At 34.5% G+C, this 15,574-nt stretch carries 18 protein-coding genes and 1 pseudogene; 7 read left to right on the top strand and 12 right to left on the bottom strand.

Going from position 1 to position 15,574, the window contains the following annotated elements:
• Positions 1 to 11 precede the first annotated feature (11 nt).
• The 5 genes from CBP76_RS11925 to CBP76_RS11905 form a co-directional block, all read right to left on the bottom strand.
• The gene (locus tag CBP76_RS11925) at positions 12 to 737 is read right to left on the bottom strand and encodes an ABC transporter ATP-binding protein (RefSeq protein ID WP_102197079.1); all 726 of its coding nucleotides are present in this window, start codon (positions 735 to 737) and stop codon (positions 12 to 14) included.
• Positions 737 to 1,549, bottom strand: coding sequence for an ABC transporter permease subunit (locus tag CBP76_RS11920; RefSeq protein ID WP_102197078.1), 813 nt, complete (start codon positions 1,547 to 1,549; stop codon positions 737 to 739). The genes CBP76_RS11925 and CBP76_RS11920 overlap by 1 nt, the downstream gene beginning before the upstream one ends.
• A gap of 3 nt (positions 1,550 to 1,552) precedes the next feature.
• The gene (locus tag CBP76_RS11915; RefSeq protein WP_102197077.1) at positions 1,553 to 3,055 is read right to left on the bottom strand and encodes an AMP-binding protein; all 1,503 of its coding nucleotides are present in this window, start codon (positions 3,053 to 3,055) and stop codon (positions 1,553 to 1,555) included.
• Between the two features lie 384 nt (positions 3,056 to 3,439).
• Complete coding sequence (locus CBP76_RS11910; RefSeq protein ID WP_102197076.1) at positions 3,440 to 4,813, bottom strand: sensor histidine kinase; 1,374 nt, start codon at positions 4,811 to 4,813, stop codon at positions 3,440 to 3,442.
• Entirely contained in the window at positions 4,810 to 5,502 is a 693-nt protein-coding gene (locus tag CBP76_RS11905) for a response regulator transcription factor (protein ID WP_102197075.1), read from the bottom strand. Before CBP76_RS11905 ends, CBP76_RS11910 begins: the two co-directional genes overlap by 4 nt.
• A 168-nt stretch (positions 5,503 to 5,670) precedes the next feature.
• Between CBP76_RS11905 and CBP76_RS11900 the strand changes: the two genes are divergently transcribed.
• The 3 genes from CBP76_RS11900 (at position 5,671) to CBP76_RS11890 (ending at position 8,212) form a co-directional block, all read left to right on the top strand.
• Complete coding sequence (locus CBP76_RS11900) at positions 5,671 to 6,096, top strand: Fur family transcriptional regulator (protein WP_102197074.1); 426 nt, start codon at positions 5,671 to 5,673, stop codon at positions 6,094 to 6,096.
• A gap of 146 nt (positions 6,097 to 6,242) precedes the next feature.
• Positions 6,243 to 6,779: a PadR family transcriptional regulator gene (locus CBP76_RS11895; RefSeq protein WP_102197073.1), complete on the top strand. Its 537-nt coding sequence runs from the start codon at positions 6,243 to 6,245 to the stop codon at positions 6,777 to 6,779.
• Entirely contained in the window at positions 6,776 to 8,212 is a 1,437-nt protein-coding gene (locus CBP76_RS11890) for an MFS transporter (protein ID WP_102197072.1), read from the top strand. Before CBP76_RS11895 ends, CBP76_RS11890 begins: the two co-directional genes overlap by 4 nt.
• Before the next feature lie 146 nt (positions 8,213 to 8,358).
• On the opposite strand, the gene CBP76_RS11885 is transcribed toward CBP76_RS11890, so the two are convergent.
• From CBP76_RS11885 to CBP76_RS11865, 5 genes and pseudogenes are all read right to left on the bottom strand, one after another.
• A complete protein-coding gene (locus tag CBP76_RS11885; RefSeq protein ID WP_102197071.1) occupies positions 8,359 to 9,156 on the bottom strand; it encodes a metal ABC transporter permease in 798 nt (265 codons plus the stop codon).
• Complete coding sequence (locus CBP76_RS11880; RefSeq protein WP_102197070.1) at positions 9,143 to 9,826, bottom strand: metal ABC transporter ATP-binding protein; 684 nt, start codon at positions 9,824 to 9,826, stop codon at positions 9,143 to 9,145. The genes CBP76_RS11885 and CBP76_RS11880 overlap by 14 nt, the downstream gene beginning before the upstream one ends.
• A 3-nt stretch (positions 9,827 to 9,829) precedes the next feature.
• Positions 9,830 to 10,735, bottom strand: a complete 906-nt coding sequence (locus tag CBP76_RS11875; RefSeq protein WP_102197069.1) for a metal ABC transporter solute-binding protein — start codon at positions 10,733 to 10,735, stop codon at positions 9,830 to 9,832.
• Between the two features lie 196 nt (positions 10,736 to 10,931).
• Positions 10,932 to 11,346 (bottom strand): annotated as a pseudogene (locus CBP76_RS11870) (arsenate reductase/protein-tyrosine-phosphatase family protein).
• Positions 11,339 to 11,803 carry a Fur family transcriptional regulator gene (locus CBP76_RS11865; protein ID WP_102197068.1) on the bottom strand — a complete coding sequence of 155 codons (465 nt, stop codon included), beginning with the start codon at positions 11,801 to 11,803 and terminating at the stop codon, positions 11,339 to 11,341. The pseudogene CBP76_RS11870 and the gene CBP76_RS11865 overlap by 8 nt, the downstream one beginning before the upstream one ends.
• 186 nt (positions 11,804 to 11,989) lie before the next feature.
• Here CBP76_RS11865 and CBP76_RS11860 point away from each other — a divergent pair, with 186 nt between their 5' ends.
• Together CBP76_RS11860 and CBP76_RS11855 are read left to right on the top strand one after the other, a co-directional pair.
• Complete coding sequence (locus tag CBP76_RS11860; RefSeq protein ID WP_102197113.1) at positions 11,990 to 12,679, top strand: VIT1/CCC1 transporter family protein; 690 nt, start codon at positions 11,990 to 11,992, stop codon at positions 12,677 to 12,679.
• Positions 12,680 to 12,690: 11 nt separating this feature from the next.
• Positions 12,691 to 13,392 carry a VIT1/CCC1 transporter family protein gene (locus tag CBP76_RS11855; RefSeq protein ID WP_102197067.1) on the top strand — a complete coding sequence of 234 codons (702 nt, stop codon included), beginning with the start codon at positions 12,691 to 12,693 and terminating at the stop codon, positions 13,390 to 13,392.
• A gap of 169 nt (positions 13,393 to 13,561) precedes the next feature.
• Here the strand turns inward: CBP76_RS11855 and CBP76_RS11850 are convergent, their stop codons facing one another.
• Positions 13,562 to 13,831 carry a metal-sensing transcriptional repressor gene (locus CBP76_RS11850; RefSeq protein ID WP_102197066.1) on the bottom strand — a complete coding sequence of 90 codons (270 nt, stop codon included), beginning with the start codon at positions 13,829 to 13,831 and terminating at the stop codon, positions 13,562 to 13,564.
• Positions 13,832 to 13,998: 167 nt separating this feature from the next.
• Between CBP76_RS11850 and CBP76_RS11845 the strand changes: the two genes are divergently transcribed.
• Positions 13,999 to 14,322, top strand: a complete 324-nt coding sequence (locus tag CBP76_RS11845) for a thioredoxin family protein (RefSeq protein WP_102197065.1) — start codon at positions 13,999 to 14,001, stop codon at positions 14,320 to 14,322.
• 206 nt (positions 14,323 to 14,528) lie between these two features.
• Positions 14,529 to 14,807: a hypothetical protein gene (locus CBP76_RS11840; RefSeq protein ID WP_102197064.1), complete on the top strand. Its 279-nt coding sequence runs from the start codon at positions 14,529 to 14,531 to the stop codon at positions 14,805 to 14,807.
• A gap of 204 nt (positions 14,808 to 15,011) precedes the next feature.
• Here CBP76_RS11840 and CBP76_RS11835 read toward each other — a convergent pair whose 3' ends face one another.
• Positions 15,012 to 15,500 (bottom strand): cysteine hydrolase family protein, encoded by a 489-nt coding sequence (locus CBP76_RS11835; protein ID WP_102197063.1) that lies wholly within the window; start codon positions 15,498 to 15,500, stop codon positions 15,012 to 15,014.
• Between the last annotated feature and the right edge of the window lie 74 nt (positions 15,501 to 15,574).

Raw genomic sequence — 15,574 nt, 5'->3', positions numbered from 1 at the left:
AAGTTTTTTTATTAAGCAGTCTGTTTTTGCAATTCATTTTCTTCAAGAATTTCACCAAGAACCCTATCAGCAACGATACCAATTTGGCCAGCGTTGCGGTTTTTAGGACAATTCTCTTCGTATGAATTAGTTGAATTTTTCATAACGATAATTCTGTCAGCCATTCGAGCGGCTTCTTCAACGTCATGGGTTACTAAGATAGTTGTTAGATTTTGTTTCTGACAAATATCTAGAATCAGATCCTGCATTTTACGTCTTGTTAAAGCATCCAAGGCTCCTAAAGGTTCATCTAATAAGAGGATCTTCGGGTCTGTCATCAAGGCACGTGCTAAAGCGATACGTTGTTTTTGACCACCAGATAGTTGAGTAGGATAGTGGTCGGCATAATCGCTTAATTCAACTAATTCAAGTAGTTCCAAGGCATGCGCTTTAGTATTTTTATCTTTTGAACCAAAGGATAAATTGTCTAAAACGGACATCCAGGGAAGAAGTCTATCTTCTTGGAACATTACTCGCATCAACGACTTAGAATCGGTTGAATTAATAGTTACGTTACCACTACTAGGTTTTTCTAATCCAGCAATTAAACGTAAGAGGGTACTTTTACCGCCACCACTCATCCCTACTAAAGCAATAAACTCTCCTTGTTTGATATCTAAAGAGACATCGTGTAAAGCGGTAGTTTGATTATTATAAATTTTATTAACATTTTTTATTGAGATCATTGAATCATTCATTAAGCATTACTCCTTCCGGTATGTTGCCATTCTAAGAGCAAACTTTCGAAGCTCTTGGCAACTAAATCTGAGATTTTACCTAAAACGGCATAGACGACGATACATAGAACAACGGTTTCCATATCCATGAAATCTTCAGCGTTATTAGCCATATAACCGATACCTGAACTAGCAGAAATAGTTTCGGCAACGATCAGGGTTGTCCACATGACTCCCAATGCATAGCGAATGCCAACTAGTATTTGTGGGAGAGCTGCGGGAAAAATAATTTTGAAAAACATTTGTCTTTTGGTTAATTCATAAGATTTACCCATCTCGATCAAATCAGGATCAACCGAACGTATTCCGTGGAACGTATTGATGTAAACAGGGAACATTGTTCCGATTGCAACCAGTGAAATTTTGGCGGATTCATTGATTCCTAACCAAAGAATGATTAACGGGATAAGAGCCAAATGGGGGATGTTACGAAACATTTGAATCGAAGAATCGAATAATAAGCTAAATGTATTGGACATCCCGTTGATAAATCCTAGAATAAATCCAATTCCACCACCGATCAGTAAACCAACAGTGGCTCTATAAAGTGAAATACTCAAATTCTTAGGTAATTCACCTGAGGCAGTTAGTTTGATTCCATCTTGTAAAACAGCTAGTGGTGATGGTAAAACAGAACTTGATAACCATCCCAAAGTACTACTTACCTGCCAAAATAAAATAACTATTACCGGAATTAGGAATGGCAGAATTTTATTAATGGATAAATGGAATCTCTTTTGATCAGTAATTGGTAAAGTAACTGGTTTTTGCATCCACTAGGCCTCCTTTAGTTGTTGAATTACTTCCTGAGCTAGAAGTGTACGTTGAATTTTTCCAGTTGCATTCTTAGGCAACTGATTACTAAAAATGTATTTAGTAGGACGTTCAACAGGTAATAATTGCTCATTGGCTAATTCATTCAACAGAGCTAATTGGTGCCGGTGATCTGGACTAGAAACTTTAGGGACTATCACTGCGGTAACATTTTCACCATAAATTTTATCGGGTGTACCAACAACGGCCATTTCACGGATGAATTTCAAAACGTTAAGACAATCTTCAACGGCTAGAGGATTAACATTTTCGCCACCACGAATGATCATTTCTTTACTGCGACCGGAGATGCTTAGATAACCATCTTCGTTGATGGAACCCAGATCACCAGTTAAAAGCCATTGTTTGTGGAATGCTTCTGGCTGTGGGTCCAAATAATGTGTGATGATACTGTCACCTTTTAAGGCTATCTCACCGACTTGGTTAGGACCAAGTTCGTTTTTTTCAGTATCCAAAATTTTGATTTGAACTCCAAAAACTTTTCCGACCGTATTTTGAATTGGGTCCTCTAATGGGTTTTGAGCAATTTGACTGGTAGCTTCTGTCATACCATAACTTTCAATCAAAGGAATTGCGAAACGTTGCTTGAATTCCTGATGGATACTTGGTAACAGAGGGGCTGAAGCAGTCCGGAGAAACCGTAAATTATTTTTAGTTGGCTGTTCCTCCCGTTGCAAGAGAATAGCTACGATTGCTGGGGTTAAGGAAACCCAGGTTACCATCTCAGTACTAACCTCTTTCCAGAAAAGATGAGCACTGAATTTAGGTCTAAATAGTAATTGACCATTAGACAATCTCGTTGCCAAGTTAGAGATAACCATTGCATTAATATGGAACATTGGCATTAAGATAAAAGTGCTATCTGTTTCAGACAATTCCTCACTGTCAATTACGTTGAAAGCACCGACCAATAATTGACGATGGGTTAATCCAACACGCTTTGGCTTACCAGTAGTACCAGAGGTATGCATGATCAAAGCAATTTCATCTTCGGTAGGTTCTTCGATAAGGCGTGCCACATGTCGGTCACGAATATAAATTTTAACTTCAGGTTCATGAAGAGTGGTGAGGCGAGGTAAGTTAGCGAAAAGTGAATTTAAAATATTGATTTCTTTAGAATCAGCATCCAGAATAATAGCAGCATAATGATATTGTTCTTCAAGTTCACTGATTTGAATTTCGGTAGTTTTAGGATTAATTGGTTGAACGATAGCGCCAATTTCCCAAAGACTATGAATTACTAAGGTATAAGTAACTGAGTTGGTTAAACTGACTAAGACGATGTCATTATGGCCGATACCTTTGCTTTTCCAATAATTTTTCCAAACGTTTTTTTCTAAATTAAGTTCACTGCCTGTGTACCAATGTTGGTTTGCATCTTGCATCAAAGGACGAGTAGCACCGGCAATGAGTTGTTGTTGTAATCTATTTGTAAGTTCTGACATAGTTATTCACCAAAGAGCGGAGCAGAAATTATTTTGTATGAAAACAAATGAAGAATTTCATCCAGCTCCTTAATTCCTTTCGATTGAATAACCATAGTTTACAAGGATGGTCAAAGAGTAACTACTGGGTTTCGATAAGGTTTATATAAGAAATTCTTAGAGTTATCTCATATGAGTTTGGTTTCTATAAAAATTTCATGGTTGAGGCGATTTCGATTTTTGTTTCAAGTTGTTAGTATGGACAAAATAAATAGTCTGAATTGATTATCAGCCATGTATAAAAAGAACATGGTTGGTGTCAATACAGACTATTTTCATATATTTAAGAATTTAGAATGGTTCTAGTGTGGCATACACTATATATAACCTGAACAGAATCTATAACTAATCCTCCAAAAATGTAATTCTGAAGATACTACCTCGAGGAGTATTATCTAAAACTTTTATTTGAGCATTATTTAATTTAACCAATTGTGAAACTATTGATAATCCTAAGCCACTACCTTTGATATCACTAGAATGAGAGGTATCAACGCGATAGAATCGTTGAAAGATCAAATTCTTTTGATCTTCAGGGATGCCAGGACCTTGATCTTTAACGTCTAATTGAATTTGACCATTGTTTTTCTTCAAATTTAGTTCAATCGTTGAATTGGCAGGGGAATACTTATGAGCATTATCTAGTAGAGCCACAATAATCTGTTTAAGTGTGTCCTCATTACCTCTAATATGAATATTCTCAGCAATATCTAACTTTAATTCCGGGGCAATCGTAGTTTGATATTGTTTGCCAATTCGGTTGACGCTCTCAGACAAGTTAACGTCTTCCAATATTAGATCAGTTCTATCGGCTCGTGATAAATGAAGTAAGTTTTCAATTAGATTTTGCATACGCGATGATTCTTCATCAATATATTCGAGTGATTCAGGGATAACATCCGGATGTTTATCGCCATGTCGTTTGATTAGATTTAGATTTCCACGGATAGCAGCAATGGGAGTCTTCAATTCATGTGAAGCATTGGAAACAAAGTCTCTTTCTCGTTGTAATCTCTGATTTTGGGCCTTTAATAATTCATTGAAGGCATTGCCCAATTCATTTATTTCTTGAGGGCTACTAGGAACAGTCAGGGTAGGTTGATCTACCTCGGCATCTTTAATAATATTCCGGGCTTCACTTGCCAATTGAATACTAGGAGCGCTAAGTTGGGTAGCAAGACGTTGTGCCCACCAAGTTCCGAAGCCTAAGGTGATGAAAGTTATAAAACTTATTATGATCAGAAGTAAAACCATACTATTGATCAAGCGATTAAGGCTGACCCATATTTTATAGGTTGTATCGTTATCTTTCATACTGTTATAGATAAAGAGTCCCCGACCTGGAACGTAAACGATATTTTTACCTAGTTTAATCTTTTTTTGATTGATGAATTTGGCGGATGAACTAGTAGTCAAAACCTTTTGTCCCATTCTATTGGATGAGGCTGTGATCGAAGTATCATTGGTTTTAACACTGATAATAGTATTTTGTTTGGTGTGACGATTGTTTTGGGTATTCCAGTGAATGAAACTAGGTATATCATCAATATTTGAACGATAGAGACTCATCATTTGACCTTGAGATTCATGTACAGTTTGTAAGTACTGTTGTACACCAACGACAATTAGAATCAAAGCACTGATTGAAAGGGTAATAATAATGACTAGCTTTTTGATGGCATTACTGATTAGCTCTTGATAAGAGAGGGATTTGTTCATTCTGTTATATCCTCTAGCGAATATCCAACACCACGAATTGTTTGAATCAAAGGTTTATTTTCTTTGCCATCAACTTTATTCCGTAAATAGCCAACATAAACATCAACAACGTTTTGTTGACCTAAAAAATCTTCTCCCCAAACGTTATCTAATAGTTCGTCACGAGTGAATACTTGTCCTGTATGTTGCAAGAAAAATAATAATAGATCATACTCACGGCGGGTTAGTTGAATACTTCTTTTATCACGGGTTACTTGATGTGACTTGGTATTTAAAACTAAGTCAGCCACTTGATATGTTTGATCTGGTTCGGACATGTTTTCAGCCCGACGTTTGATGACCCGAACACGAGCTAAGAGTTCTTCGATCTCAAATGGTTTGGTGATATAGTCATCAGCACCGTTATCAAGACCAGCAACTTTGTCACCAACATAATCTCTAGCTGTCATAACAATAACTGGTACTTGATCATGCTTTCTGATACGACGAAGTACCTCCATACCATCAAGTTTTGGTAACATCCAGTCCAATAGAATCAATAGTAGATCGTTTTGATGTTTTTCATAGAGGTCCAAAGCCTCAACACCATCATTAGCAATAATTGTGTCAAAGTCTTCAAATTGTAATTCTTTACTGACATAACTAGAGAGGCTGCGCTCGTCCTCAATAATTAAAATTGTATTCTTCATTAGCAAGTCTCCAAAATATGTTTTTGGTTCAATTAATTTATCTAATAATAATCATATACTCCAAATATGAAAAAAATTTAAAGTTTTGTCAAGAACAAACTAATTAGTAAAAATTACTAATTATGGTAAAATGATTTTCAGAAGTAAGTTTTAGAAAAGGTGAGATAAGTGGAAAAGGCAATTGCGATTCTCAAAAAAAATAATTATAAAGTTACGAAACAAAGGACTGATTTAATAGAGTATCTCAGTAAATTTACAGTTCAATATGTCTCAATTAATGATATTGCTAGCTATATGCGTTCTCTTTATCCCGGAATGAGTAATAATACCATTTATCGAAATCTTAAAGAGTTTTCAGAGATTGGGTTAGTAGAATATCAAGAAAAGGATAAGACCTTAGTTAAGTATCAATGTGATTTTGAACATCGTCATCATCATCATTTTGTTTGTAAAAACTGTGGTAAGGTGACTGAATTGAGAGCTTGTCCGATTGAATTTTTTACTGATCAATTACCTGGATATACGGTTGAAGGACATGCAATTGAGGTTTACGGTTTGTGTGCTGATTGTACTAAGAAATTAAATTCTAAATAGTTACAATAAAAATACTAATCTAGTGGCCATTTTTATGGTTATTAGATTAGTATTTTTTTGTAAATTTATACCTCTTTTTTGAAAAGTCCTTGCAATATATCGATTCGATATATATACTAGGTAATCGTGAAAGATAGGTGACAATAATGTATGAATTATTTATTTTAGGTCAATTAATGGATCATTCTATGACTGGATATGCTCTACGTAAGGCTTTTACTAGTATTGCTGGAGACGATCAAGCCATCAGTTTTGGGACTTTGTATCCATTGTTGGACAAACTGGCTCAAGCAAAGGAGATTTCGTTAAGTTTTAAAGAGACTGAAAATAAAAGGCCTCAAAAATTGGCTACCATTACTGATAAAGGTAAAAAGGAGTTCATGAATTTGGCTTCTGAGTTAGTAACCATTAATAAACAAACCCAGTTGACCTTTTTAATGAAAATTCAATTCTTGCATCTATTCGATCAAAATTTACAAATTAAAATTTTAAATGATTTTAAGAATTTTTCGCAAGGTAAGTTGGATCGTCTGAAAGAAATAAAATATGAGATAAAAAATAATACTCATATGACACAAGAGGATATCAATGATGCTTTGTTGGTTAAACAATTACAAATTTCACGAGCTCAGACCCAATTAAAATGGGTGGTTGAGCTTTTGAATCAGAGAAAAGGGGAATGAATATGGCTAGTTTTGCTAAAGACCCAGAGATCCAAAAACACCGTTGGTTAATTTTAGTCGCAGTGTGTTTGTTTACTTTTATGTCAACCTTGGACGGTAGCATTGTAAACATTGCTTTACCAGTTATGAGTAAGGACTTGGCAATACCAATGAATCAGGCTGAATGGGTCGTATCAATTTATTTGATCGTTATTTGTGCGCTGTTATTATTGTTTGGAAAATTAGGTGATTCCTTTGGGAAAATCCGAATTTTTAAAATTGGATCTATCCTTTTTACAATTGGTTCATTGCTCTGCGGTTTTAATTCGGGATTAGTATTCTTATTAATAGCAAGATCTGTACAGGCTATTGGTGCAGCGATGACAATGAGTACTAATAATGGAATTATTACCGAGGTTTTTCCATTCAATGAACGTGGTCGAGCTTTAGGAACAATCGGTTCTTTCGTAGCTTTAGGTAGCATTGCTGGACCAGGTGTTGGTGGCCTGATTTTGGCTCATTTGAATTGGGGTTACATATTTTTAATTAACGTACCGGTAGGTATAGTAGCGATTATTTTAGGAATTAAAATTTTACCTAAAGACATTACTTTATCAAAACAAAAAATTGATAAAGTTGGAGCAATATTGTTCGCAATAGTTATGGTTACTTTATTTGCGGGAATATTCTTAGGTCAAGAAATAGGTTTCTTAAAACCTGTTATTCTAGGATTATTTATAGTAGCTTTGCTAGCTATGATCAGTTTTATTAGAATAGAATTACGAATAGACAAGCCAATTTTGGATTTGAGAATTTTTAAGAATGCCAATTTTTCAATTAGTATATTCTGTGCCTTTTTGATATTTGTAGCTAATTTCTTTTTCAATGTTATTTCACCATTTTATCTTGAAAATGCACGTGGTTTAGCTGCTAATTATGCAGGTTATGCGTTGATGACTTTTCCAATTGTTCAGGTAATTGTGGCGCCAATTTCAGGAGCGGTTTCTGATAAAATTGGCCCAGAATTATTAACCTTTATTGGCTTGATCTTAATATCTATTAGTCAAATTGGTTATATGATGGTTGGACTTAATACACCATTATGGATATTCATGTTCTTTGTAGGATTAGTTGGTTTTGGTAACGGAGTCTTCCAAGCACCCAACAATTCAATTGTTATGAACTCAGTTGAGGTAAAAGATTTAGGAATTGCCGGTGGTATTAATGCCTTAGCTCGAGAATTTGGAATGATTATTGGTATTTCTGTTGCAACAACTGTGTTATTTTCAGCTATGAGTCATACAGCTGGTCATACGGTTACGTCCTATGTGCCTGCACATCCAGAACTATTTATTTCTGGAATGCATGTTGCCTTTATGGTCTCGCTAGCAATTTGTTTGGTCGCTACAGTTATAACTGGTGTAAGGGTATTGAGAAAACCACTCACTAAGTAAAATCTCATAGAATCGATTTCAAAATAAATAGTCTGTATTAATTTTCAACTTTGTTCCAGAAAAGAACATAGTTGAGATTAATACAGACTATTTTTGAGCATTCAAAGGTTTGGAATAGAAATCCACCTTTACTTAAATAATGATCATCAATGACTAAGTTTCCAGTTCTTATAACTTAACCCTAGAAAATAAGCAATTACCTCAAAGGTTGAGATAAAGAAAGTAACTGGCCAATTTGTGACAAAAGCTAAGTAGAGGCCTAACCAAACGCCAATTAATGACAATCCTACTGAAACTAAAATCATTTTTGGAACTGAATGAACTAGATATTTAGCGGTTGCGGCAGGTAATGTTAATAAAACAAAAACTAGCAATGAACCAACGATTTGGGCACCAATACTAACACTTAAGGCCAAAGTTATTAGAAAGATAATAGATAGTAATCGCGTTTTTAAGCCAGCCGCTTGAGCGCCAATATGATCGAATGAATCAAATGATAATGGCTTATAGAAAATGACGAAGATTGCTATAACAAATAACGCCAAGATCAATAACTGATTAACTTCTTTGCCACTAATACCAACAATACTGCCGAAAAGAATATTCGTGGCATAACTGCTAGATTCTGAAGATAAAGATAGGAATAGTATTCCTAAACCAATAAATAATGAAGAAATAGCACTGATGGAAGCTTCTCGTCTGGATGATTCATCACTTAAACTACCAACGGCAATGGAACTAACTAAAGTGAAGATGATCATACCAACTAGAGGTGAAATTCCCACTAAAATACCAAATGATGCTCCAGCAAATCCGATTTCAGATAATGTATGTGAGAGAAAAGACATGTTACGGGAAACAACAAAGACACCAACTAAGCCAGCGGTTATTGCAATAAAGGTACTAGCAATAAAAGCTGAACGCATAAATTCATATCCGAACATTTTCTGCCTCCACTTCGAACATTTCTTTTGAAATATTTTCTACTTTAACGGGAACAATGGTTTTGTTTTGGAATAACAAAGCTCGTTTTGTATATTTTTTAGTTAGTTCGTAGTCGTGAGTGATAAAAATAACCGTTAAGTGATATTTTTGATTTAATTCTTGAACTAGATCCATCAATTGTGTTTTCACTTCAACATCCAGACTAGCTGTTGATTCATCAAGAATTAATATTTTAGGATCATTAAGTAGAGCTTGTGCCAAATAAGCTTTTTGTTTCTCACCACCAGATGCTAAGCCAAGAGGACGATTTCTTAGATCGGTTAAATGAGTTTTTTGCATAATCGATTTGATAATTTTGTTCTCATGATTTCTTTGTTTAGCACTGAAAGTAAACTTGAGATTAAGTCGGATAAATTGCTCGATATTTAATGGATAATCGAGATCTATGTTACGAAACTGAGGTACATATCCGATAGTTTGTTTTTCATTGATTTTTAAGGTACCAGATGAACTCGGTTCAAGGCCCATTAGAATTTTTACTAAAGTAGTTTTTCCAGAACCATTGGGGCCAATTAAACTAATAAATTCCCCATCGTTAATTTGAAAATTTAAGTTTTGAAAAACTAATTGTTTTCCGAATCTTTTAGTTAAGTCTTTTGCTTCAATCATAGATTATTCTTCACTTTGCAAAATTTTATTAAGTTCTTGGTATTGTGATAGCATCCATTCTTGATAGTTTTTATCTTTAGGTAGTGTTTCAGTTACGTTTAAAACTGGAATGTTATTCTTTTTGGCCAGTTTGACAAGATTGTTGACTAATTTACTATCGGTTTGGGTATTTAGAACAAAGAAAGCAATTTTCTTGTTTTTGATACCTTGGTGCATATCCTGTATTTCTTTAGGGGTAGGGTCAGTGCCTTTTTCAACGGCATTTTCAAATCCTTTGTTAGCTACCTTGAATCCCATTGCTTCAATCGAGTAATCAAAAACAGGTTCACTAACATAAACGTTCTTATTGGTTATCTTCTGGGAAGTTTGTTTGAGTTTGTTTAATTCATCTTGGATAGGTTGAAGAGATTTGATATAACTTTGAGCATTTTTTTCAAAGTAAGTTTTATTCTGTGGTTGTTTCTTACCTAATTCTTTAGCTAAGTATTTAGCATATTGAGGCATTGTTTGAGGGTTATACCAGATATGTGGATTATCGCCAGTTTTTTTATTCATAACTGTTTCACCGATTTTAATATAGGCAGCATTACCCTTATCTAGCTTATTCATCCAGGCATCATAACCAAGACCATTAGCGACAGTGATATCTGATTGACTAACTTCTTTGGCGACTTTAGTTGTTGGTTCGTAATCATGAGGATCAATAGCCGGATTATTAATAATGGATTTGACGGTGCCTTTATTACCAACGATCGTTTTTGCCGCTTCAGCATAAAAATCAGTTGAGGTGACTATATTTAATTTTTGTGAATTTGTATTAGTTTTTCTGCTGGAACAACCTGATAAAATTAATAAAAGTGCAAATATACTGAGAATAATTCCTAAAAGTTTTTGTTTTTTGATAGGCATGATTCTTCTCCTTAATAATAAAATTTACTATTTAACCCTAAACTAATTATCTAAAAAAGTAAATAGTAAATTTTATCATTTATATAAAAATATATTTTGAAAATAAAAAAGCAACGGTCTGTAGCCAGTTTAATGGTTATAGATCGTTGCCTTTTTCTGAATTATAGATAGTCATGTTACCTAGCAGCCTTATTTATTAATTACTGATCTTCTTTGCGAGATCCATAATGTATTCTTTAATCTCATTCCGAGTATCTATGAAAGCCTGAGCTATTTCCTGATTGCTGCCTGAAATCAAAGCAGGATCGTCAATGGACCAATGGAATCCATCGTGCATTTTGTGGAATAAAACATTTATCGCGTGCTTCACCACACAAAGTAACAATAATAGTAGCACGATGCAAAAAGTTTTCGTCAACAATTTTTGAAAATTGTTCTGAGATATCGATGTCATCCTCAGCCATTACTTTAATAGCATTAGGATTTAAACCATCTGCTCTAATACCAGCACTTTGAATATCCCAGTTAGGTAAATATTTTTTAGCATAATCTTCAGCCATTTGACTACGACATGAATTTCCGCTGCATAGGAAATAAATTGAATTAGTCATCTTTTTTAATTCCCAATTTAATTTGACATTCTGGGCAAAGACCATAGACCTCCATATGATTACCAGAAATCATATAACCGGAGATTTCAGCGGTCTTTTCTTCTAGATTTTTTTCAGTATCGCTGAATCCAGAATACGTGACATCTACAATTTTTCCACAATTTGTGCAAATTGCATGGTAGTGAGGGGAGCCGAAATAGTCGTAGTGGGTACTTCCATCGCCATTTTGTAATTCAACGACTAAATGATGGTCAACAAAAGTATTCAAAATATTATAAATCGTAGATGAGCCGATATTAGGCAATTCCTTACCCAGAGCATCACGAATTGTCTCCACAGTAGGGTGATTATGGTGACTTACAAGATAAGCCAAAATAATATGACGTTGTGGGGTAACTCTTAATTTATGATCCTTTAGAACCTGCAGTGTCTCCTCCATTACGGCGTTACTAGCCATAAGCAATCTTCCTTTCTACCTTAGAATCATTTCAGAGTAATTATATAACTTAATGAACGTCAATTCCAAATAAACTATCTCTTTTAATGAAACTGTTATATATTTACTTTTAATTAATTTTGGATTATTATGTATTCGTTAATAGATGAGAACCATTCCAATATGATAATGAATGGAGCGAGAAATTTGATCAAAGAAAAGAAAAAGCAAAGTTTAGCTGAAAAGATTAATGTCATGCGTGCCAGCGTCATGGGGGCCAATGATGGTATTGTTTCAGTTGCAGGAATCGTTATTGGTGTTGCCAGTGCACAGAGCAATAATCGAGCTATATTTCTATCTGGTATTGCAGGAATGTTAGCTGGAACCATTTCAATGGCGATGGGTGAATGGGTTTCTGTCAGTACGCAGCGTGATACTGAAAAAAGGGCACTTGAAGAGGAATCAACTGCTTTGGATAGCAATTATAATGGTGAGTTCAATTTTATCCGTGATAAATATCAAGCAACTGGTATTTCAAATGAGCTAGCTACACAAGCTACTCAAGAAATGTTGAGCGATGATCCATTGGATGTGGCAGTGCGTGAAAGATATGGATTTAATCCTAAGGAAAAAACTAGTGCGATTGCGGCTGCTTTGGCCTCGATGATTTCTTTTCCTACAGGATCGATTTTACCGTTGGTATCAATTACGATGTTTCCTCAAGATATAAAATTATTTGCGACTGTAATCGCGGTTATCATTGCGCTTACTATTACTGGATATACCGCAGCAGTGCTTGGCGGAGCTAATAAATTAAAAGCCGTAATTAGGAATGTTGTTTCAGGTTTATTGACCATGTTGGTAACTTATGCAATTGGATCGTTATTTGCACGTTAGGAGAGATTAGAATGAAAAATTTAACAATTTCCAAATCAAAGAAGCAAAAGAAGACTATGGCTGAACGTTCTAATACTCTACGTGCTGGGGTACTAGGTTCGAATGATGGAATCTTGACTGTCGTTGGGGTATTATTCTCGGTTGCTGTAGCGACTACTAATCAATTTACTATTTTTATCGCTGGTCTATCTGACCTATTAGCATGTGCTTTTTCAATGGCTTCTGGAGAATACGCTTCAGTTAGCTCTCAAAAGGATACAGAAAGAGCTGCAATTGAAAAAGAACGTGAGCTGATAAAAACTAATTACCAAGATGAGTTGGCAGTTGTTGCAAAATATTATGAGAATCGTGGTGTTTCTAGTAAAACAGCTGGAAAAATTGCTGAAGAATTAATGAACAAAGATGCCCTGAGAACAGTTGTGAGGGTTAAATATGATTTGCAGTTAGGCCATTATATGAGTCCTTGGGATGCGGCGTTTTCTTCCTTAGTATCAGCTGCTTCAGGCGGAATATTTCCACTTGTAGCAATGACATTTTTACCAGTTTCGATTCAGTGGCCGGGAACGATTTTGGCGGTTACTTTGTCAGTGGCCTTGACAGGATATTTAAGTGCTAAATTGGGTGATGGTCTAGTTAAAACGGCAATGGTTAGAAATATTATTGTTGGACTTATAACTATGGCGATTCACTATTCAGTTGGTTTGATGCTTTAACTAGACACTTGATTTTACTGAACTGGTTGAAATAAATACGTATAATTAAATAACGATATAATTATCAATATTATGAGGGTGTAAGTAATTCGGTTCTCTTGAATACATTTCAACAGAATAATAAAAAACTGACTTGAAAGCCGTTTTCGTAGCTAACAAGTCAGTTTTTTTATTTAGTTTTTAACATCAAATCAAGAGACTTTTGTAATTCTTCTAATTGTTTTTCATCGGTACAGTTGCTATTTTTACGGATATTTTGAGCAATAACTAGTTTCATTGCCTTGTCGACACTGGACTTAACTGCGGATAGTTGCATTAGGACCTCATCACAGGACTTATTTTCATCCATCATTCTTAAAACGGCCTCCAATTGACCACGAGACCGTTTCAGACGACTAGTGATTTTTTTGCTGGCTATTTCTTCGGGCGTTTGTGACATAATTAACCTCCCAAATTGGTTTATTACTGGTAATTATACCCATAAGGGTAATGGGTAGCAAATAATTGCATTAATTTATTGAAGAACACTGATAGAACGAAATAGTTGATTATTTTTACCCTAGGGGGTATATTTAAAACACATAGATATGAGAAGGAGATTGAATGATGGCTAATATTACAGAATTATCAGATAAGACATTCAACGATGAGACTAGCCAAGGCCTAGTTATTACAGATTTTAATGCAGATTGGTGTCCTCCATGTAAAATGATGAATCCAATTTTGGAGAAGCTATCTTCAACAGATGAATTGGGTGATAAGATTAAGTTTACATCTATGAATGTTGATCATAATCCTGAAACACCTAATAATTTTGGGATTCAAGGTATTCCTACTTTTATCGTTAAAAAAGATGGAAATGTTGTAGGTCGTTTGGTTGGTTATCAACCAGAAGAGAAGTTCCGTATGGAATTAGAAAAATTTATGTAGAGTAAAAAATACACATAATTGTAAATAATAAGGCTAGTAATCGTACTTTGATTACTGGCCTTATTATTTTAGCAAAATAAAATGCGTTTATTCCAATATCTATATTTTTACAAATTATCTGAAGTTGACCTTTTTTATATATGAAATCGTGGTATATTACCTTTGATGAAACGGTTTCAAATTCTATTTAAAAGGGATGATTGTGAATGTCTAACTTACCTAGAGCTTTGAAATATATCAGTTGGTTTGAGGGAGAAATAATCACGATAGATTTTAATCGTTCGGTTGATTTCAATCCAAAAGCGTACCCAGAATTAACAAAAATTGGACGATGGATCATTGCGGATGATTCTTCGAAGTATTATCTGGTATACAAAATAGAGAAAGAATATCCTGACAAAATTATCAATCAAGTGTTAGGAAAATTAAATTTAAACGGTTATGAACTGGTACACAGTGCGGCAACTTATGCAAAGAATTCTTGATTCCCAAGTTAGATAACCATTGTATATTTTATTATTGAAATAGTTTTGAGCAAATAAATAGTCTGTGTTGAATCGACTGTGTTTAAGAAACGTAGTTGATATCAATACAGGCTATATTTGATATGTTAAAAAATTAAATAAATTTTTTTACGGTTAAATTCAAAAATAACAATTATCTAGCATATAACGGAGTGCAGAATACTTTTATTGAAATTCCACAAATCGATTGTTCCAAATATTTTCGAAAAATGAGATCGTATCTTCAGCAATCATATAATCATTATCAAAGGTTGTTGTCATATCATGTTTCATAGTTATTTTATAACCAAGACCGTGGGCCATAACAATTGTGGCATTACAACAATATTCAGTCTGTGCACCACAAAGTTCGATGGTTCTAATTCCGTGTTGCATTAGGACTTTATTTAAATTAGTTTGATAAAAGGCATTGGGGTGAAATTTTTCCACGACAAGATCTTCTTTTTGTTTGTCTAATTTTCCAGATAATTGCCAAAGCTCACTACCTCGAACGACATCTTGATCATTATGTTGAATAAAAATAATTGGTAGGTTGGATTGACGATAAAGACTGATTCTTTCGTTGATATTTTGAATCAATCCATTGAAATTATAGCTATATTGTAAAGCCTTTTGCATATCGATAATAATTAAGCCGTCTGCTAATTCTGGCATATAGCACTGCCCCCTAAATAGAATATATAGATTGAGATTAACATTGTAATTTGAAATATGAAAGCGATATTTTA

The sequence above is a fragment of the Companilactobacillus nuruki genome (genome assembly GCF_002872255.1).
Lineage (GTDB): Bacteria > Bacillota > Bacilli > Lactobacillales > Lactobacillaceae > Companilactobacillus > Companilactobacillus nuruki.
The sequence above is the reverse complement of the archived record's forward strand: the minus strand, read 5'-3'. Positions and strand labels throughout refer to the sequence as shown.

Excerpts from the sequence above, each read along its gene's own strand:
- CBP76_RS11890 (WP_102197072.1), top strand. The coding sequence starts at position 6,776 with ATGAATATGGCTAGTTTTGCTAAAGACCCAGAGATCCAAAAACACCGT.
- CBP76_RS11880 (WP_102197070.1), bottom strand. The coding sequence starts at position 9,826 with ATGATTGAAGCAAAAGACTTAACTAAAAGATTCGGAAAACAATTAGTT.
- CBP76_RS11835 (WP_102197063.1), bottom strand. The coding sequence starts at position 15,500 with ATGCCAGAATTAGCAGACGGCTTAATTATTATCGATATGCAAAAGGCT.
- CBP76_RS11865 (WP_102197068.1), bottom strand. The coding sequence starts at position 11,803 with ATGGCTAGTAACGCCGTAATGGAGGAGACACTGCAGGTTCTAAAGGAT.
- CBP76_RS11840 (WP_102197064.1), top strand. The coding sequence starts at position 14,529 with ATGTCTAACTTACCTAGAGCTTTGAAATATATCAGTTGGTTTGAGGGA.
- CBP76_RS11875 (WP_102197069.1), bottom strand. The coding sequence starts at position 10,735 with ATGCCTATCAAAAAACAAAAACTTTTAGGAATTATTCTCAGTATATTT.
- CBP76_RS11905 (WP_102197075.1), bottom strand. The coding sequence starts at position 5,502 with ATGAAGAATACAATTTTAATTATTGAGGACGAGCGCAGCCTCTCTAGT.
- CBP76_RS11885 (WP_102197071.1), bottom strand. The coding sequence starts at position 9,156 with ATGTTCGGATATGAATTTATGCGTTCAGCTTTTATTGCTAGTACCTTT.
- CBP76_RS11895 (WP_102197073.1), top strand. The coding sequence starts at position 6,243 with ATGTATGAATTATTTATTTTAGGTCAATTAATGGATCATTCTATGACT.
- CBP76_RS11920 (WP_102197078.1), bottom strand. The coding sequence starts at position 1,549 with ATGCAAAAACCAGTTACTTTACCAATTACTGATCAAAAGAGATTCCAT.
- CBP76_RS11855 (WP_102197067.1), top strand. The coding sequence starts at position 12,691 with ATGAAAAATTTAACAATTTCCAAATCAAAGAAGCAAAAGAAGACTATG.
- CBP76_RS11925 (WP_102197079.1), bottom strand. The coding sequence starts at position 737 with ATGAATGATTCAATGATCTCAATAAAAAATGTTAATAAAATTTATAAT.
- CBP76_RS11850 (WP_102197066.1), bottom strand. The coding sequence starts at position 13,831 with ATGTCACAAACGCCCGAAGAAATAGCCAGCAAAAAAATCACTAGTCGT.
- CBP76_RS11910 (WP_102197076.1), bottom strand. The coding sequence starts at position 4,813 with ATGAACAAATCCCTCTCTTATCAAGAGCTAATCAGTAATGCCATCAAA.
- CBP76_RS11915 (WP_102197077.1), bottom strand. The coding sequence starts at position 3,055 with ATGTCAGAACTTACAAATAGATTACAACAACAACTCATTGCCGGTGCT.
- CBP76_RS11845 (WP_102197065.1), top strand. The coding sequence starts at position 13,999 with ATGGCTAATATTACAGAATTATCAGATAAGACATTCAACGATGAGACT.